This window comes from Streptomyces sclerotialus, assembly GCF_040907265.1.
GTDB classification, from domain to species: Bacteria; Actinomycetota; Actinomycetes; order Streptomycetales; family Streptomycetaceae; genus Streptomyces; species Streptomyces sclerotialus.
Genome location: NZ_JBFOHP010000002.1, coordinates 4,652,488 through 4,670,619, shown reverse-complemented (window position 1 = coordinate 4,670,619; position 18,132 = coordinate 4,652,488). Strand labels below are relative to the sequence as shown.

The window sequence follows — 18,132 nt, the reverse complement described above, 5'->3', positions numbered from 1 at the left end:
GGCGGCGCGCACGTTCAGGGGAGGACGCATGGGCATTCAGATCGACATCACCGGCCTGCCGGAGGAGCGCATCGTCTTCGCCCCCTCGCCGCTCGCGGAGCTCGGCACCGCCCTGCACGCGCTGACGGAGCCGGGCCACCACCCGGGGCTGCACGGCTGGACGACGGCGACCTGCGCCGCGCTCAAGCCGGACCTGGCGGACCGGCTGCACGAGGCGGATTTCCTGTGGGGGCCGACGTTCTCCGACATCTCGATGCCGTTCGCGGCACTCGCCGACACCCAGGGGCTGCCCGGCGCGACGCTCGCCGACGACCTGGACCTGCTCGACCGGCTGGACGACGAGCTGTACGTCAACGCGGCGCTGGAGATCTCCTGTGCCAGCCTCTACTGCCGGGGCGGTCCGTCCCCGCTGGTCGACGCGGCGGCGCGGGAACAGGCGCTGGAGCGTGCGGCGGCGCGCGGGCCCCGGCAGGCGGAGTTCGCGCGCCGGCTGCTGGCCGACCCGCCGGCCGTACGCGCCTGGATACGCCGCCTCTTCGAGGACTGCGACGAGGCGTTCTTCGCCGATGTCTGGCAGCGGGTCCGCGTCGAACTGGCGGCCGACGCCCGGCACAAGACCGAGGTGCTGCGCCACAAGGGCCTGGCCGACGCGCTCACGGAGGTGTCCGCGGCACTCTCGGTGGACGAGGACCAGCGCCGCATCATGGTGGACAAGCTCAGCAACGGGCGGGCCACCGCCCTGAACAGTGCGGTCGGCGCCGGTCTGACGTTCGTGCCGTCGTCCTTCGGCTGGCCGCACCTGATGGTGCTGCACGCGCCGGGCTGGCGGCCGGTCATCCACTACCCGGTGGCGACGCCCGAGCTGTCCCGCACGGCCTCCGTGGAGCTGCTCCAGCAGCGCCTGGAAGCGCTGGCCCACCCGATGCGCATCCGGATCTGCCGCAACCTCGCCAGGACCGCGTACAGCACCGGCGAACTGGCCGCCGAGCACGGCATCTCCGCGCCCGAGGTCTCCCGGCACCTGGCCGTCCTGAAGAAGGCGGGCCTGATCCGGACCCGCCGCCGCGGCCGGTACGTGCTGCACCAGCTGGACCTCCAGGTCGTCGCCCGGCTGGGCAGCGACTTCCTGGAGGGCGTGCTGCGCTGACCGGCCCTCAGGGGGCGCGGCCGGGCGCCTGCCGCGTGCCTTCTAAGAGGCGTTCCGCTTGCGGACCCGCTCCCGCAGGTCCGCGCGCCAATTCCCGACGACCTTCTCGGCATCGAAGGGTGAGAGGCCCAGCGGCGGCCCCGGAGGGGGGTTCTTCAGCGCTTCCCGGATCTTGTCGTTGATGTCCGCGACGATGCGCCGCACCTCGCGCTCGGAGCGGGCCCCGCGCGCCGCGGCCAGCGCGTCCTCGGCCTCTTTGCGCAGCGTGAGCGTGGGCGGGAGGCAGGACAGGCTCTCCCGCTCCATCTTGTCCCGCACCCACCACATCTCGTCGTACGGCTTGTCCAGGCCCTTCAGGGGCTGCCCCGCGCCGGGCAGATCGTCGAACTCGCCGCGTTCGGCGGCTTCCCTGATCTGCCGGTCGACCCAGGTCTCGAAGCTGACGCCCGGCGGCTTGCGGTCGGTCACGGTGCGCTCCCTGGAAGCTAGGGGACGGCGGTCCTTCTATGATGCGCCGCCGCCGGCCCGTACCAGGCCCGTTTCGTACGCCAGCACGACCGCCTGCACACGGTCCCGCAGTTCGAGCTTGGTGAGGATGCGGCCCACGTGCGTCTTGACCGTCGCCTCGGAGAGGACGAGACGGGCGGCGATCTCACCGTTCGACAGGCCCTGCGCCACGAGGAGCAGCACCTCGCGCTCCCGTTCGGTGAGCCGCCCCAGCTCCGGCCGGCCTTCCTGCGGCGTGGCCGACGGCAGCATCGGGGTGAAGCGGTCCAGCAGGCGGCGGGTGGTGGACGGCGCCACCACCGCATCGCCGCTGTGCACCGCGCGGATCGCCGCCAGCAGCTCGTCGGGGGGCACGTCCTTGAGCATGAACCCGCTGGCCCCGGCCTTGAGCGCGGAGAAGGCGTACTCGTCCAGGTCGAACGTGGTCAGGATGAGCACCTTCGGCGCGTCCTCCACCGTGCCGTCCCCGCAGATCCGCCGGGTGGCCTCCACGCCGTCCAGGTTGGGCATCCGCACGTCCATCAGGATCACGTCGACCCGGGTGGCCCGCAGCGCCTCCAGGGCGGCCACCCCGTCGCCCGCCTCCGCGACGACCTCCATGTCCGGCTGGGCGGCCAGCACCATCCGGAAGCCGGTGCGCAGCAGCACCTGGTCGTCGACGAGCATCACGCGGATGGTCATGGCAGGGGTCCGTCCCTTCGGGGCATCGGTCAACAAGGTGGCGCGCCGGGCCGGCGCGTCCGAGGGCGGCGCGTCCGTCACCGCACCGGGGTGAGCGGCAGCACGGCACTGATACGGAAGCCGCCGCCCGGCCGCGGCCCCGCGTCCAGGCTGCCGCCGACCATACCGACGCGCTCCCGCATGCCGATGAGGCCGTGGCCCAGCCCGTCGGCGCCGCCTTCGTCGTACAGCTCGTGCCGGGCGCCCCGGCCGTCGTCCTCGACGAGCAGCTCCAGGCTCTCCTCCCCGTAGACGAGGCGGACCGTCGCGGCCACGCCCGGCCCGCCGTGCTTACGGGTGTTGGTCAGCGCCTCCTGGACGATGCGGTACGCGGTCAGCTCCACGCCGCTGGGCAGCGGCCGTTCGGCACCACGGACCGTGAACTCCACGGGCAGGCCGGCGCCGCGCACCTGCTCCACGAGTTCGGCGAGCTGCTCGACGCCGGGCTGGGGGACGTACTCGCCGGCCTCGGCCCCCTCGCCGGTCCGCAGCACGCCCAGCAGCCGGCGCATCTCGGCGAGCGCCTGCCGGCCCGTGCCGGAGATGGTCGCCAGGGCCTGCTGGGCCTGGTCGGGCGCGGACTTGAGGACGTAAGCGGCGCCGTCGGCCTGCACCACCATCACCGACACGTTGTGCGCGACGACGTCGTGCAGCTCGCGGGCGATGCGGGCGCGCTCGGCCGCCACCGCGATCCGGGACTGGGTCTCGCGCTCCTTCTCCAGGCGGGTGGCGCGCTCCTCCAGCTGCTCCCAGTAGGCGCGGCGGGTGCGCAGCGAGTCGCCCATCACCCAGGCCAGCACGAACGGGACGGACAGGAAGATCACGACGATCGCGTCCTGCCAGGCCGTGGTGTAGGGGCTGGGCTCGTGCCACCGGAGCCGGGACAGGAACGGCGCGAGGATGCCGCCGATCAGCGCGTACCGGGAAGCCCAGCGGACGTTGCCGTACGCGACGGTGTAGATGATCACCATCATCGCGAAGTCGGCGGGGTTGGTCTCCACGTCGAAGACCAGCTGCGCGAGGCCGGCGGCGGTCGCCAGCACGAGCATCTGCACCGGCGCCCTGCGGCGCAGCGCGACCGTCGTGCACAGCGCCAGGACGACCAGCAGCCCCACGAAGCTCTGGACGAGGCCTTGGAGGGAGTCCGACATCAGCCACAGCCCCGAGAACCCGAGGAGCAGCACCGCCCAGAAGGTGTCCACACCTGTCGGGTGCCTGCGGAAGAAGTCGTAGAGACGCTGCACGTCACCCAGCGTAGGCAGCGCGTATAGGTGTACGGGTCAACCGGAGGAGCGATCCTGTGCGCGCCTCCTACTCCCCAAGGTGGATACCGGAGCGCACCCCGGTCGCCCGTACCGTGGGGCGGTGATGAACGAGTGGTGCGGCTGGCGGGACGCGACGGAACGGGCGCTGTACGGACCCGGCGGCTTCTACACACGCGCGGACGGCCCCGGGCCCGCCGGGCACTTCCGCACCTCGGTGCACGCCTCGCGGCAGTACGCCGGGGCGGTGGCCGCGCTGCTGGAGCGGGTGGACGCCGCGCTGAGCCGTCCCGAGCGCCTGGACGTCCTGGACATCGGCGCGGGGCGCGGCGAGCTGCTGAGCGGCGTGCTGGCGGCCCTGGACGACGGCGGGCGGGCGGACGGGACCCTGCCCGGACGGCTGCGCGCGTACGCCGTCGAGAGGGCGCCCCGCCCGGACGGGCTGGACCCCCGGATCACCTGGCTCGACGAGCTGCCCGCTCCGGGGACGCTCACCGGGCTGGTCTTCGCCAACGAGTGGCTGGACAACGTCCCGGTGGACGTCGCCGAGGCGGACCCGGAGGGCGTGCTGCGCCACGTCCTCGTACGCCCGTCGGACGGCGCCGAACGCCTCGGCGAACCGGTGACGGGCGAGGACGCGGCGTGGCTGGAGACGTGGTGGCCCCTGGACGGAGGCGCGTCCGGCTCCGCACCTCAAGGCCTCCCTGCGTCCGGGCTGCGGGCGGAGATCGGGCGGCCGCGGGACGCGGCCTGGACCCGTGCGGTGCGGACACTGCGCCAGGGGTTCGCCGTGACCGCGGACTACGCGCACGTACGGGAGACCCGCCCGCCGTACGGCACGCTCACCGGTTTCCGGGACGGCCGCGAGGTGGCCCCCGTACCGGACGGCGGCTGCGACATCACCGCACACGTCGCCCTGGACGCCTGCGCGGCGGCCGGCGGCACCGGGGCCCTGCTGCTCACCCAGCGGGCCGCGCTGCGCGCCCTGGGCGTCGACGGGAGCCGCCCGCCGCTGGCCCTCGCGACCACCGACCCGGCCGCCTACCTGCGGGCCCTCAGCGGCGCCGGCGAGGCCGCCGAGCTGACCGACCCGGGCGGCCTGGGGGCCTTCCACTGGCTGGTCCAGCCGGTCGGCCTGCCTGCCGGAGCTGTCAGACTGTCCCCATGACGGAGACGATGGTCGGCATTGGCGGTGCGGCGGAGAGCACGGACATGGTGCTCAACATCGGGCCCCAGCACCCCTCCACCCATGGAGTGCTGCGGCTGCGCCTGGTACTGGACGGCGAGCGCATCAGCCATGCCGAACCGGTGATCGGTTACATGCACCGGGGCGCGGAGAAGCTCTTCGAAGCGCGCGACTACCGCCAGATCATCGTGCTCGCCAACCGCCACGACTGGCTGTCGGCCTTCTCCAACGAGCTCGGCGTCGTGATGGCCGTCGAGCGGATGCTCGGCATGGAGGTCCCCGAGCGCGCCGTCTGGACCCGCACGCTGCTCGCCGAGCTGAACCGCGTGCTCAACCATCTGATGTTCCTCGGCTCCTACCCCCTGGAGCTGGGCGGCATCACGCCGATGTTCCACGCCTTCCGCGAGCGCGAAGAGCTGCAGAACGCCATGGAGGAGATCTCCGGCGGCCGGATGCACTACATGTTCAACCGCGTCGGCGGCCTCAAGGAGGACCTGCCGGCCGGCTGGCTCGGCCGCGCCCGGGACGCGGTGGCCGCGGTCCGCTCCCGGATGGACGTCTTCGACCGGCTGGTGCTGGGCAACGAGATCTTCCGCGGCCGGACCCGCGGGGTCGGCGTGCTCACCCCTGAGGCGGTGCACTCGTACGGCGTCTCCGGGCCCATCGGCCGCGCCTCGGGCGTCGACTTCGACCTGCGCCGCGACGAGCCGTACCTGGCCTACGGGGAGCTGCGGGACACGCTCGAGGTCGTCACCCGCTCCGAGGGCGACTGCCTGGCGCGTTTCGAGTGCCTGCTGGAGCAGACGCACAACTCGCTGGACCTGGCCGATGCCTGCCTGGACCGGATGGCCGAGCTGCCCCCGGGCCCGATCAACCAGCGGCTCCCGAAGGTGCTCAAGGCCCCCGAGGGCGCGACGTACGCCTGGACCGAGAACCCGCTCGGCATCAACGGCTACTACCTCGTCTCCAAGGGCGAGAAGACCCCGTACCGCCTCAAGCTGCGCTCGGCCTCGTTCAACAACATCCAGGCCCTGACGGAGCTGCTGCCCGGCACCCTGGTCGCCGACATGGTGGCGATCCTGGGATCGCTGTTCTTCGTGGTGGGCGACATCGACAAGTGACGCGCGGGAGGCGTCCTGCCGTACGCGGGGTGTCCTCCAGGTGTACGCCAACAGGGCCATCCACAGGCTGTGGATAAGTTTTCGGCAGTCGACGCGGAACGCCCGCACCGGTCGGTGACCGGTGCGGGCGTTCTGTCGCTCGCGGGCTCCTACTGCGCGGCCGCGCTGCGCAGCTCGGCGACGTCGAACTGCTCCGTCTCGTCGTGCGCGGTCAGGTCGATGACCTCACCGGAGGCGGACTCGGAGGCCTGGTCCTGGGCTTCCTGCCCGGCTTCCGCCTGGGCCTCCTGCCCGGCCTTTGCCGCTGCGGGCTCCGGCCGGGGCTCCGGCTCCGCAGTGGGCTCCCCGGCGGTCTCCGGCGCGACGGGCTCCGCGGCGGCCGGGGCCGGCTCCTGAGCGGCCGTGGCGGCCTCCTCGCGCGGCTGCGCGGTCCGCGGGGCCCCCGCGGCGCGGGCCGACTGCTCGGCGACCGCCTCGTCGCCCACCACGTCCGCCAGGTCCTCCTCCAGCGGGGCCGCGGGGGCCTCCTTGGGCACGGCGACCGCGCCGGACGCGGAGACCGTGTCCGTACCGGCGGTGACACCGGCCCGGGAGGCCGTGCCCGTACCGAAGAAGTCGAAGCCGCCGGTCGTCCGCGGCGCCGGCCGGTGCTGGGGGCTGAGCGGCGCGACGGCGGCGGCCGGCACCGGACGCAGCGCGGGGCCGCCCACAGCCGCCCCGCGGACCCGTGCGGCGGCACGGGCCTGCTCGGCGGCGCGCTGCCGCTCCGCACGCTCCCGCTCCGCGCGGCGGGCCGCGTCCTGGCGGGCGGCCTCCTGCCGTACGGCGCTCTCGTTCAGCCGCAGCAGCGCCTCGTCGGCCCTGCGGAAGTCGGCCGCGCTCGGGGCCGGGGTACGGGGCGCGGAGGCGGCGGCCCGGCCGCCGGAGCCCGGCTCGCCGGGCGTGATGCCGGCCGCCGCCGTGCCGTCCGCGACGGGGGCGACCGCGGCGGGGACCACGGCCGACAGGCCCGGCACCGGCACCGCGTCGCCCGCGGTCAGCTCGCGGGCCGGGGCCGTGGCCTCGATCGCGAGCCGGCGGCGGCCCTCCAGGGCGCTGGCCCGCTCGGTCTCGGCCGTGGCGTACCGGCGGAGCAGCGCGGCGTGTTCGTTGCGCAGCCGGGCCAGCTCGGCGCGCTTGGCGCGCAGCTTGGTCTCCAGAGCGGTCCGGATCTCGCGGGACTCCTCGACGTCCGTCTCCAGCTCGGCGATGCGCTCCTCGGTCCTCCACTCGTCGCGCACCCGGGCGCGGGTGAGGTCGGCGACCCGCTTGCCGGCCGTACGGTCCCAGCGGCGGGCCAGCACGGCGCCGCCGACCGCGGCCAGCGCCGCGACGGCGGCCAGACCGCGGAGCACCAGCGCATCGCCGACCAGCCAGGCACCGGCGGCGCAGGCAATTGACGCACCGGCGACCGCCGCGGGGGGAAGGAGCCTGTGCAGGGGTGGGGAATGGCGGTGGCGTCCTCGTGGCATGGCCTGAAATTTACCGTGCGTACGAGGCTGGTGGGGCCCCACCCGGCAATCCGTTTCCCGCTGGTTACTTCTTGAGCAGCTCCTTCTCCTTCAGATAGTCCGCCGCGACATCAGCGGGCTTGCGCCGGTCGGCATCGACCTGACGGTTCAGCTCGATCAAGTCCTTGGTCGTGAGCACCTTCGTGAGCTTCCCGAGCGCACTTGCGATCGCACTGTCGCCGGCGCTCTCGGCATTCACCACCGGCAGCACATTCTCGGCGTTCTGGAGGTGCTTGTCGTCCTTGAGGAGCACCAGCCCGAAGTCGTTCAGCGTGGCGTCCGTCGTGGTCGTCAGCACCAGCTGGTCCGTGCCGTCCTTGACGGCCTGCTTGGCCGGCACCGTGCCCACGCCCTTGGGGTCGATGCCCGTGACGTCTATGCCGTACGTCCTCTTCAGGCCCGGCAGGCAGTACGGCCGGGTCTCGCACTCCTCGCCCGCCGCGAGCTTCACCTTCTCCCCGGAAGCGCCGAGATCGGAGAGCGTCTTCAGCTTGTGCTTCGCGGCGAATTCCTTGGTGACCGCGAAGGCGTTCTGGTCCGTCGCCTCGCCGTGCGGGAGAACCTTCAGTCCGCGCGGCGCGGCGAGCTTCTTCAGCGCCGCCACGGTCTCGTCCGGGTCGTTGGACGCGACGGACTTCGCCTTGGCGCCGTTCTCCTTGGCGTTGAGGAAATCGGCGAGCGTGGAGGCGTATTCCGGAACGACATCGATCTCACCCTTCTCCAGGGCAGGTTCGTAGAGCTCGCGATTCTTCAGCGTCTGCACGGACGCCTTGTACCCGGCATTGGAAATGATCTTGGAATAGAGCTCGGCGAGCACCTGCGACTCGGTGAATCCCGCCGAACCGACGACGATCGTTCCCTTGCCGCCGTCGCTCTTGCCGCCCTTTTCCTCCAGGCTCTGGCCGCCGCACGCGGAGAGCCCCGCGGCCAGCGTCAGCACCGTCCCCGCGACGAAGGCCGTCCGTGCGGTACGCGACATGCTGTTCATGCGAACTCCCCATCCAGTCTTCGAGGTCAGCCAGTGCACCACACCGGCCCCGTCACCGCGCCCGAACGCCGCGCGCGGCGGACCCGCCCGCCGCGGGCGCATCGCCCCCGCGGATGCCGACGCGCGCCCGCCGACGCCGCCCCCGCGAGGGATCGCACAGCCGCTCCGCCACCACCAGCACCGCCTCCACGAGCAGCGCCAGCCCGGCGACCAGCACCGCGCCCGCCACCACCTGCGGGGTGTCGTAATTGCCGAAGCCCGCCGTGATGATCCGGCCGAGACCACCGCCGCCGGCCAGCGCGGCCAGCGTCACCGTCGCCACCACCTGCACCGACGCCGACCGCAGCCCCGTCATGATCAACGGGTACGCGAGCGGCAGCTCGACCCGGAACAGCAGTTGCGAGCCGGACATGCCCATCCCCCGGGCCGCCTCCACCACATCGCGGTCGGCCTCCCGCATCCCGACGTACGCATTGGTCAGCAGCGGCGGCACCGCGAACAGCACCAGCGCCACGATCGTCGGCCAGTCCCCCGCCTTGCCCAGCGGACTGAGCGTCAGCAGCACCAGCACCGCGAAGGTCGGCACCGCGCGGCCGATGTTGGCGAGGTTGACCGCCAGCGCGCCGCCCTTGCCGAGGTGTCCCAGATACACCGCCACCGGCAGCGCCAGCAGACAGGAGATGACCAGGCACACCACGCTGAGCTGCAGATGCTGGCCGAGGCGGTGCCAGACGCCGTCCTCCCCGGCCCAGTTGGCCGCGGAGCCGAGCCAGTCCCACGCACCTGTGATCGCGTCCACCGCTCAGGCCACCGCCTTCCGCTCACGCCCGTACCGCCGCGTCCGTCCGGTCCCCTTGCCGCCCGCACCCGGCCGTCCGGCGCCCGCCCGGCCGGCCCGGGTCCACGGCGTCAGCGCCCGCTGCAGGCCCACCAGCAGCAGATCCGCGACCAGGGCCAGCAGCACGCACAGCACCGAGGCGGTCAGCACCTCCGCCTTGAAGAAGCCCTGCATCCCGCTGTCGATGAGGTTGCCCAGGCCGCCGAAGCCGACGACCGCGCCGATCGTCGTCATCGCCACCGTGGAGACCGTGGCGATCCGCAGCCCGGCCATCAGCGCGGGCAGCGCCAAGGGCAGTTCGACCTGGAAGAGCAGGCGCAGCGGGCCGTACCCCATCCCGCGGGCCGCCTCGCGCACCTCCTCCGGGACCGCCTGCAGCCCCGCGAGTATGTTGCGCACCAGGATGGTCAGCGAATAGAGCACCAGGCCCGTCACGACGACCGCGGCCGAGACCCCGAACACCGGGGTCAGCAGCGCGAACATGGCCAGCGACGGGATCGTGTACAGCAGCGTCGTGAGGCCGAGCACCGGCCCGGCCGCGCCGCGCCGCTGCCGGGCGAGCAGCGCCAGCGGGAAGGCGATCAGCAGTCCGACGGCCACCGAGGCGGCCGTGATCCAGACGTGCTGGACGGTGGCGTCCACCAGCTCCTGGCCACGGCTGCGGATGTACTCACCGCAGATCCAGTCGTTGGCCTGCAGACAGTTCCGCGGGCCCGCCGCCTGGCTCAGGGCCGTGCTCGGATACGTACTCATGGGCGTGCTCACGCCACGTCACCTCCCCCGTCCGCTCACTCACAAATCCGGTGACTGTCTGCGACCCTATCCCCCGCCACCGACAATCGGCCCGGACCGCCATTCACTCGCAACATCCCGTTCATCCCGCCCCGGGCGGACCGACGACAATGGGGAAGCATGATCCGTTTCGAGCACGTCACCAAGCGTTACGCGGACGGCACCACCGCCGTCGACGACCTCTCCTTCGAGGTCGCGGAGGGCGAGCTCGTCACGCTCGTCGGCCCGTCCGGCTGCGGCAAGACCACGACGATGAAGATGGTCAACCGGCTCATCGAGCCCACCGAGGGGCGCATCTTCCTGGACGGCGCCGACATCGCCACCGTCGACCCGGTCGAGCTGCGGCGGCGCATCGGCTACGTCATCCAGCAGATCGGCCTCTTCCCGCACAGGACCGTGCTGGACAACACCGCCACGGTCCCGCACCTGCTCGGCCGGCCCCGCAAGGAGGCCCGCGCCCGGGCCGCCGAACTCCTCGACCTGGTCGGCCTGGACCCGTCCGTCCACGGCTCGCGCTACCCCGAACAGCTCTCCGGCGGCCAGCGCCAGCGCGTCGGCGTGGCCCGCGCGCTCGCCGCCGATCCGCCCGTACTGCTCATGGACGAACCGTTCGGCGCGGTGGATCCGGTCGTCCGCGAGCACCTGCAGACGGAGTTCCTGCGCCTGCAGTCCTCGCTGCACAAGACGGTCCTCTTCGTGACGCACGACATCGAGGAGGCGGTACGGCTCGGGGACCGCATCGCCGTCTACGGGTCCGGACGCATCGAACAGTTCGACACCCCGGCGACGGTGCTGGGCGCGCCGGCGACACCGTACGTAGCGGAGTTCGTGGGCGCCGACCGGGGCCTGAAGCGGCTGTCCGTCACGCCGATCGAGACCGGGGACCTGGAACAGCCGCCGGTGATCCACCTGGACGACCCGGTGGGCAGCGCGCTGGCGGGCATGACGGCGGACGGCGCCCGCTGGGCGGTCGTCCTGGACAACGAGGACCGGCTGCACGGCTGGGTCGCCGCCGAAACCCTGGCGCAGGCGCCGGACGACGGCACGGTACGCGGGCACGCGCGGCGCATGGAGGCCTGGCTGCCGGTCGGGGCGCCGCTGAAGCAGGCGTTCAGCACGATGCTGCAGCACGACGCGGGCTGGATCGCGGTCCTGGACGGCGACCGCTTCCTCGGCGTCCTCACGCCGGGCCGGCTCCACGAGGCGCTGCGCCGCTCGACCACGGCGGACGCGGCCAACATCCCCCGCGCGGACGTGGACCTGCAGACGATCCTGGACGCGTGAGGGCCGGGGCCGGGCGCCGGCGCACCGGCCCCGTCCGGCCACGCCTCGCGCGGCCCGTCCGGCCGCCCCTTCAGGCCGCCGCCACGCCCGCCTCGTCGTCATCGTCCGGGAGCTTGCAGACGCGCTCCAGGAAGACCGCGGCCGCGACCACGGCCGCGCCGGCGAGCACCGACAGGCCGGCGTACACCGTCTGATCCGTACGTCCCTGGGCCGCCGAGCCCGAGGTCAGCAGGAAGACCGCGACGCCGCCGTACAAGCCGCTCACGAGCGCGGCGACCAGCGCGCTCGCCTGGCCGAAGAGCACGGCCCTGGCCGCCATCATCGGCTCGACACCCTTGGCGCCCGGTACCCGCTCGCGCTGGGCCTTCAGGCGGCTGCGCAGCGACAGGGCCGTCGCCGCGAGCACGGCGGCGATCAGCGCCAGCACGACCGGAGCGGCCAGCGGCACGCTGGGCAGGCTGCCCAGCGCGTCCCACAGCCGGGCGCCGGCCCAGGCCGGCACGCCCGCCACCACGAACAGCCCGACCAGCACTTTGATCCGTAGCTGCTTCACCGAGCTCTTCGCCCCTCACACCGTCCTGGCCGCACGCGCCGCGCGGGCGCGGCGGCCTTCATGTCCACCGGACCATCATCCCTCCGGCGGCCCTCACGGGCCGCACGGACAACGATCACTCGGGCAGTCGGAGTTCCAGGTCCGCACGGGCGGCGACGCCGTCCCGGCCCAGGTCCTCCAGCAGCTCCGCCACCGGACCGTGTCCGGGCACCTTGGCCTCGGGGTCGATGTCGTGCCACGGCACGAGGACGAAGGCGCGCTCGTGGGCGCGCGGGTGCGGCAGGGTCAGCACCGGGTCCTGGGAGACGACGTCCTGGTAGGCGACGATGTCCACGTCGATCGTGCGCGGGCCCCAGCGCTCGTCACGGACCCGCTCGAACGCCTCCTCGATCGCATGGCCGCGCTCCAGGAGCGAGTCCGGCGGCAGCGTCGTCTTGATGATCACCACGGCGTTGAAGTACGTCGGCTGGGAGCCCGGCTCGACGCCCCACGGCTCGGTCTCGTACACCGGCGAGACGGCCTTCACGCGCACGCCCGGGGTGTCCTCCAGGGCGTCGACGGCCCCCTGGAGCGTCTCCAGGCGGTTGCCGAGGTTGCTCCCGAGGGAGATCACGGCGCGTTTGGGGTTGGTGAGCGTCACGTCCGCCGCGTCGACCTGCTCCACCACGGAAGCGGGCACCGGCTGTACGGTCGGGTCACTGCTGGTCATACTCGGCTCCGGGTGATGGTGATGGTCACGTCGTCAAAGGGGACCGTGATCGGGGCGTCGGGCTTGTGGACGACGACCTCGACCTCCTCCACCCCCTGGTGCTTCAGGCACTGGGCGGCGATCCGCTCCGCGAGCGTCTCGATGAGGTCGACCGGCTCGCCCTCGACGATCGCCACGACCTCCTCCGCCACGATTCCGTAGTGCACGGTCTTCGCGAGGTCGTCGGTCGCCGCCGCGGGACGGGTGTCCAGACCGAGCACCAGGTCCACGACGAACGCCTGGCCCGCCTCGCGTTCCTGGGCGAACACCCCGTGGTGTCCCCGGGCCTTCAGCCCGCGCAGCGCGACACGGTCCACGCGAATCACTCCCACTGGTACCACTGATCGTCGGATTACCGGACACGCTCCGGACACCGTCCGGAACCGCCCGGTCATCGAATTTACCTGCGAACACTGACAGTGCTCGCTCACGGGTGCCATGAACAAGCGCCCCGCACAGCCGGGTCCCCGTCCGCGCGGCCACTTACCCCGGGGTCCTTCGGCCCACCCCTACCCGGGTACGACTTGGCTCGAACGAGTGCTCCCCCGGTCACCCCGCTGACCCCGGCCGCTGACCTGCGGGCCACGGTGTACGCGCACGTCAACGCGGTGCACGGACTGCTCCGTGGCCGGCCTCACAGACCGCCCGGCAGACCGCCCACGCCGTCGTCATCGTCGTCGGGGCCGTCCTCGTCGTCCTCGTCGTCCCGGTCCGCCAGCACCGGCGACCCGTGGTGCGACCACACCCGCCAGCCGTCCTCCGTGCGCCGGAAGACGTTGGTCGCCACCACCAGCTGGCCGATCAGCGGGCCCACCGAGCCGTCCTCCTCGGCGGGGCCACCGCTGAGGATGTTCTCCGTGCAGGTCACGAGCGCGGTGTCGGCCACCACGTCGATCTCCACATCGGTGAGGAAGAACTGGATGTACTCGGTGTTCGCCATGATCAGCGCATAGGAGCGCAGCACTTCGCTGCGGCCGCGCAGCACCGGCCAGCCAGGATGCACGACACTGACCTGGCCGTCCAGCCACAGCTCGGACATCGCTTCGTGATCACCGCGCTCGATGGCCTCGTAGAACGCGGTGTTGGCCTGTTCCACCAGCTCGATGTCCGTACGTGGGCTCAATCCGCTCACACCGCTCCCGTCGTGATCCTCGTGCGTGCTACCGGCCGTGCGCAGGCATGTGCACGCCGTCCTGCCTGCGCGGCGGGCACCGGGCGTCCCGTGCGCCGCCTGGCTGCCCTGTGCCCTGCCGGGCCCCCTTCTACGCCGGGCCCGGGTCCCCGGAACGAGCGGCCTCCACGGCCCGGGCCACCCGTACCGCGTCGGCGCTCGCCCGCACTTCGTGCACGCGCACCGCCCAGGCCCCCTCGCGCGCCGACAGGGCGGTGACCGCCGCCGTCGCCGCGTCCCGCTCCCGGGCCGGCGGCACCGAGGCCGAGGCGCCGGAACCGGCCAGCACCCGCCCCAGGAACCGTTTCCGCGAGGCGGCCACCAGCAGCGGGCGGCCCAGCTCGTGCAGCCGGTCCAGGCCCGCGATCAGCGCGAGGTCGTGCTCGGCCGCCTTCGCGAAGCCCAGCCCGGGATCGATCACGATGCGCTCCGGGTCGATACCGCCGGACACCGCCCGGTCCATGCCGGCGCGCAGCTCGGTCACGACCTCCCCGACGACGTCGCCGTAGACCGCCCGGTCGTTCATGTCCACGGACTGGCCGCGCCAGTGCATCACCACGAACGGCGCGTTCGCCGCGGCCACCACCGGGATCATCGCCGGGTCGGCGGCGCCCGCGCTGACGTCGTTGACCAGGTGCGCGCCGGCTTCCAGCGACCGCTCGGCGACGGACGCCCGCATCGTGTCGACGGAGACCACCACGCCGGCCGCGGCCAGCTCCCGTACGACCGGGATCACCCGGCGCAGCTCCTCGGCCTCGTCCACCCGCGCGGCGCCGGGCCGGGTCGACTCGCCGCCCACGTCCACCAGGTCGGCCCCCTGGGCCACCAGGTCCAGCCCGTGCTTGACCGCGAGCTCGGTGTCGAACCAGTCGCCACCGTCGGAGAACGAGTCAGGGGTCACGTTGACCACGCCCATGACCGCGCACCGGTCCCATTCGGGCAGACCGGCCACCCGGCCACGCAAGCTACTCATACTTCCAGCCTAGGCGCTGTGGCCGGTCTCCTCGCCCCGCGCACCCCTCGTACCTGGGCGAACGCGGACGTATAGGCACATCTGTACGCCTGTGTCCGCTCCCGTGCGCGCTCCGAGCGGCCGTTCCCGGACGTCACCGTGCCCGCCCCGGTCTCAGGCGGCCCGCTCGACCGACGCGCCGCGCAGCGCCGTGTGCTGATGCACGCACGGACGCGCCACGGGCTCGGCACGCCGCCGGCGCAGCAGGGGCAGCCCCAGCTGGACGAACCCCTCGGCCTGCATCGCCGCGAAGCCGATCCGCGGCAGGTCGCGGGTGTTGCGGAAGACCACGAAGCGCGGCTCCCAGCGGGGCTGGAACTTGGCGTTGAACTTGTACAGCGATTCGATCTGGAACCACCGCGAGAGGAACACCAGCAGTCCGCGCCACGTCCGCAGCACCGGCCCCGCACCCAGCTTCTCGCCACGGGCCAGCGCCGAGCGGAACATCGCGAAGTTCAGCGACACCCGCTCCACGTCCAGCTTCGGCGCCGCCTGCAGGGCCGCGACGATCAGCAGCTCGTTCATGCCGGGGTCCGCGCTGCGGTCGCGCCGCATCAGATCCAGCGACATGCCGTCCGCTCCCCACGGCACGAAGTGCAGTACGGCCTTCAGGTCCCCGTACGGGCCCGGCGCCTCGCCCTCCTCGGGCGCGCGGTGCGCCGTGGCGATCACCGCGTCGCCGTCCCTGGGGTCGCCGATCCGGCCCAGCGCCATCGAGAAACCGCGCTCGGTGTCGGTCCCCCGCCAGTCCTCGGCGGCCCGCTGGACCGCCTGGAGCTCCTCCGGGGACAGCTCGGCCACCCGGCGCACCTTGGTCTCGTACCCGTTGCGCTCGATGCGCTTGACCATCTGCCGTACGTTGCGCATCGCGCGCCCGGAGAGCGTGAAGTCCGCCACGTCCACGATGGCCTCGTCGCCCAGCTCCAGCGCGTCCAGCCCGGTCTCCCGGGTCCACACCTCGCCGCCGGTCTCCGAACAGCCCATCACCGCGGGCGTCCAGGAGTGCGCCCTGGCCTCCTCCATGAAGCGCTCGATCGCACCGGGCCACGCCTCGACGTCGCCGATGGGGTCACCGCTGGCCAGCATCACCCCGGAGACCACGCGGTAGCAGACCGCCGCCTTGCCGCTGGGCGAGAAGACCGCCCCCTTGTCGCGGCGGAGCGCGAAGTGCCCGAGCGAGTCCCGGCGGCCGTGCTTGGCCAGCAGCGCCCGCAGCCGGTCCTCGTCCTCCTCGGTGAGCCGCGCGACGGGCCGCTCGGGCCGGAACGCGAGGTACGCGGTGGTGATCAGCGTCAGCAGGCCGAGCGCGCCCAGGGAGTAGCCGACGGTGTAGTCGACGTGGTGGGTGAACGCCACCGGGCCCTCGAAGCCGAACAGCCCGACCACGACGTGCTCCAGCTCCGCCCGCACCGACGGGTCGCCGACGGTGCGGTGCGGATGGGAGTTGACGATCACCATGCCCAGCGCGACGCTCACGCCGCCGAGCACGACGAAGTTCAGCAGCGCCTTCCAGCGGCTGCGCGGGTCCGGCAGCGCGGCGAACTCACGCCGGTGCCGTACGAGGTAGGCCAGCAGCGCCAGGGAGAGCACCGCGCCGAAGACGGAGTGGCGGTACGCGAACTGCGCCACGGCCCCCACCGGGAGCAGCGCGACGGCCGCGACCCACACCCGCCGCTTGCGCCGCTTCAGACCGTGCGCCAGCAGCAGGAGCACCAGGCCCACCACGATCGAAGCGGCCGCGGCCAGCGGGCTCACCGCCCCCGGCAGCACCTCCGCCAGTGCGTGCATGCGGCTGTGCCGGAAGCGCGGGAACACCCCGGACGCCACGTCGAGCAGACCGATCAGCGTGCAGGCCGTACCGACGGCCGTGGGCACCGACTCCGGGCGCGGCCCCCGCACCCAACGTGCGCGACGCCACGCAACCACTCCGGACTTTTCGCCCTCTAGCCTGTCAGACATCACTTTCCCGTCGCCCGCTCCTCAGGTCGCCTGGTCTTCAGAACGCGGAGCAGTTACCTGGACAATTCGCGCCCAGTAGGACGGCGCTTCAGGGCCCCGGGTTCCATCAAGCGGTCCGGCCGTCCGGCCGCCCGTCAGGAAGTGGACATGGATCTCACCAGTAAGACCGTTCTGCTGCTCACCGTGCTGGCCGCGGTGGCGCTCTTCGCCTCCACCGTGCTGCTCTGGCCGCGCCTCGCAGGCCGTACCTGGCGCGCCGTGACCGGCCGGATCGGCCTGCTGCTGGCGACCCAGCTGACCCTTTTCGCCTCGGTCGGCCTCGTGGTCAACAACGCCTTCGGCTTCTACGCGTCCTGGGCCGACCTGTTCGGCCAGGAGACCGAGGCCGGTGTCGTGGTCGACCACCCGACCGGCCGGAACGGCACGGACCTCGGACGGCAGGGCGTCCAGCGCACCGGCCTGCCGCACGACAACCGGCGCGCCGACGTCGCCGGCCGCCTGGACAAGGTCCTCGTACGGGGCGAAGAAACGGGCATCACGAGCCCGGCGTACGTGTACCTGCCGCCGGAGTACTTCCATCCCCGGTACGCGAAGAGACGTTTCCCCACAGCCGTCGTCCTCACCGGCTACCCCGGCACCGCCGAAGCCCTCTACGCCAAACTGCACTACCCGCAAACGGAACGCCGCCTGGTCGCCCAGGGAAAGATGCAGCCGACGATCCTGGTCATGATGCGCCCCACGGTCGCCCCGCCCCGCGACACGGAGTGCATGGACATACCGAACGGCCCGCAGACCGAGACCTTCTTCACCAGGGAACTCCGCGCAGACATAGCAGCCCACTACCGGACCGGCACACAGGCCCGTAACTGGGGCATCATCGGCGACTCCACCGGCGGCTACTGCGCACTCAAGATGACCATGCGCCACCCGGAGGCCTTCTCGGCGGGCGCCGCGCTCTCCGGCTACTACAAGGCCCCGCTGGACCCCACCACCGGCGACCTCTTCGCCGGCGACCCCCAGCTGCAGCGCGAGAACGACCTCCTGTGGCGCCAGCGCCACCTACCGCCCCCGCCGGTGAACCTCCTGGTCACCACCAGCAAGCAGGGCGAGACCAACTACACCGACACGATGCGCTTCATACGGGGCACCAAGGCCCCCACCCGGATCTCCTCGATAGTCCTGGACAGCGGCGGCCACAACTTCAACACCTGGCGCCGAGAAATCCCCCCGGCCCTGACCTGGCTGAGCACCCGCCTGAGCGCATGACGATCAGCTCAGCCCCCACCACGTCTTT

At 72.6% G+C, this 18,132-nt stretch carries 18 protein-coding genes; 5 read left to right on the top strand and 13 right to left on the bottom strand.

Annotated features, from left to right (window positions below):
- Nucleotides 1–34 precede the first annotated feature (34 nt).
- On the top strand, nt 35–1,147 hold the full coding sequence (locus AAC944_RS20785) for a DUF5937 family protein (RefSeq protein WP_037773081.1): 1,113 nt from the start codon (nt 35–37) through the stop codon (nt 1,145–1,147).
- A gap of 42 nt (nt 1,148–1,189) precedes the next feature.
- Here AAC944_RS20785 and AAC944_RS20780 read toward each other — a convergent pair whose 3' ends face one another.
- The 3 genes from AAC944_RS20780 to AAC944_RS20770 all read right to left on the bottom strand — a co-directional run bounded on the left by AAC944_RS20780 (nt 1,190) and on the right by AAC944_RS20770 (nt 3,618).
- Nucleotides 1,190–1,615, bottom strand: coding sequence for a DnaJ family domain-containing protein (locus AAC944_RS20780; RefSeq protein WP_030621723.1), 426 nt, complete (start codon nt 1,613–1,615; stop codon nt 1,190–1,192).
- A gap of 36 nt (nt 1,616–1,651) precedes the next feature.
- Nucleotides 1,652–2,335 (bottom strand): response regulator, encoded by a 684-nt coding sequence (locus AAC944_RS20775; RefSeq protein WP_030621725.1) that lies wholly within the window; start codon nt 2,333–2,335, stop codon nt 1,652–1,654.
- 77 nt (nt 2,336–2,412) lie between these two features.
- Complete coding sequence (locus AAC944_RS20770; RefSeq protein ID WP_030621727.1) at nt 2,413–3,618, bottom strand: sensor histidine kinase; 1,206 nt, start codon at nt 3,616–3,618, stop codon at nt 2,413–2,415.
- A 124-nt stretch (nt 3,619–3,742) separates the two neighbouring features.
- Between AAC944_RS20770 and AAC944_RS20765 the strand changes: the two genes are divergently transcribed.
- Complete coding sequence (locus AAC944_RS20765) at nt 3,743–4,804, top strand: SAM-dependent methyltransferase (protein ID WP_030621729.1); 1,062 nt, start codon at nt 3,743–3,745, stop codon at nt 4,802–4,804.
- Nucleotides 4,801–5,943, top strand: coding sequence for an NADH-quinone oxidoreductase subunit D (locus AAC944_RS20760; protein WP_030621730.1), 1,143 nt, complete (start codon nt 4,801–4,803; stop codon nt 5,941–5,943). The genes AAC944_RS20765 and AAC944_RS20760 overlap by 4 nt, the downstream gene beginning before the upstream one ends.
- 149 nt (nt 5,944–6,092) lie before the next feature.
- Here AAC944_RS20760 and AAC944_RS20755 read toward each other — a convergent pair whose 3' ends face one another.
- From AAC944_RS20755 to AAC944_RS20740, 4 genes are all read right to left on the bottom strand, one after another.
- Nucleotides 6,093–7,454 (bottom strand): hypothetical protein, encoded by a 1,362-nt coding sequence (locus AAC944_RS20755; RefSeq protein ID WP_078888860.1) that lies wholly within the window; start codon nt 7,452–7,454, stop codon nt 6,093–6,095.
- A 64-nt stretch (nt 7,455–7,518) separates the two neighbouring features.
- Nucleotides 7,519–8,472, bottom strand: a complete 954-nt coding sequence (locus tag AAC944_RS20750) for an ABC transporter substrate-binding protein (protein ID WP_030621735.1) — start codon at nt 8,470–8,472, stop codon at nt 7,519–7,521.
- Between the two features lie 61 nt (nt 8,473–8,533).
- Nucleotides 8,534–9,280, bottom strand: coding sequence for an ABC transporter permease (locus AAC944_RS20745; RefSeq protein ID WP_030621737.1), 747 nt, complete (start codon nt 9,278–9,280; stop codon nt 8,534–8,536).
- 3 nt (nt 9,281–9,283) lie between these two features.
- Nucleotides 9,284–10,072: an ABC transporter permease gene (locus AAC944_RS20740; RefSeq protein ID WP_051872225.1), complete on the bottom strand. Its 789-nt coding sequence runs from the start codon at nt 10,070–10,072 to the stop codon at nt 9,284–9,286.
- Between the two features lie 159 nt (nt 10,073–10,231).
- Here AAC944_RS20740 and AAC944_RS20735 point away from each other — a divergent pair, with 159 nt between their 5' ends.
- A complete protein-coding gene (locus AAC944_RS20735) occupies nt 10,232–11,395 on the top strand; it encodes a betaine/proline/choline family ABC transporter ATP-binding protein (protein ID WP_030621741.1) in 1,164 nt (387 codons plus the stop codon).
- Between the two features lie 70 nt (nt 11,396–11,465).
- Here the strand turns inward: AAC944_RS20735 and AAC944_RS20730 are convergent, their stop codons facing one another.
- The 6 genes from AAC944_RS20730 to AAC944_RS20705 all read right to left on the bottom strand — a co-directional run bounded on the left by AAC944_RS20730 (nt 11,466) and on the right by AAC944_RS20705 (nt 16,838).
- On the bottom strand, nt 11,466–11,948 hold the full coding sequence (locus tag AAC944_RS20730) for a DUF3180 domain-containing protein (protein ID WP_030621742.1): 483 nt from the start codon (nt 11,946–11,948) through the stop codon (nt 11,466–11,468).
- A gap of 115 nt (nt 11,949–12,063) precedes the next feature.
- Entirely contained in the window at nt 12,064–12,657 is a 594-nt protein-coding gene (gene folK / locus AAC944_RS20725) for a 2-amino-4-hydroxy-6-hydroxymethyldihydropteridine diphosphokinase (protein ID WP_030621744.1), read from the bottom strand.
- Nucleotides 12,654–13,013 (bottom strand): dihydroneopterin aldolase, encoded by a 360-nt coding sequence (gene folB / locus AAC944_RS20720; protein WP_030260356.1) that lies wholly within the window; start codon nt 13,011–13,013, stop codon nt 12,654–12,656. Before folB ends, folK begins: the two co-directional genes overlap by 4 nt.
- 317 nt (nt 13,014–13,330) lie before the next feature.
- Nucleotides 13,331–13,819 carry a nuclear transport factor 2 family protein gene (locus AAC944_RS20715; RefSeq protein WP_030621746.1) on the bottom strand — a complete coding sequence of 163 codons (489 nt, stop codon included), beginning with the start codon at nt 13,817–13,819 and terminating at the stop codon, nt 13,331–13,333.
- Nucleotides 13,820–13,958: 139 nt separating this feature from the next.
- Nucleotides 13,959–14,840 (bottom strand): dihydropteroate synthase, encoded by an 882-nt coding sequence (gene folP, locus AAC944_RS20710; RefSeq protein WP_196943228.1) that lies wholly within the window; start codon nt 14,838–14,840, stop codon nt 13,959–13,961.
- A 153-nt stretch (nt 14,841–14,993) separates the two neighbouring features.
- Nucleotides 14,994–16,838, bottom strand: a complete 1,845-nt coding sequence (locus AAC944_RS20705; protein WP_030621750.1) for a phosphatidylglycerol lysyltransferase domain-containing protein — start codon at nt 16,836–16,838, stop codon at nt 14,994–14,996.
- Between the two features lie 147 nt (nt 16,839–16,985).
- Between AAC944_RS20705 and AAC944_RS20700 the strand changes: the two genes are divergently transcribed.
- A complete protein-coding gene (locus tag AAC944_RS20700) occupies nt 16,986–18,104 on the top strand; it encodes an alpha/beta hydrolase (RefSeq protein WP_030621752.1) in 1,119 nt (372 codons plus the stop codon).
- The last annotated feature ends 28 nt before the right edge of the window (nt 18,105–18,132 follow it).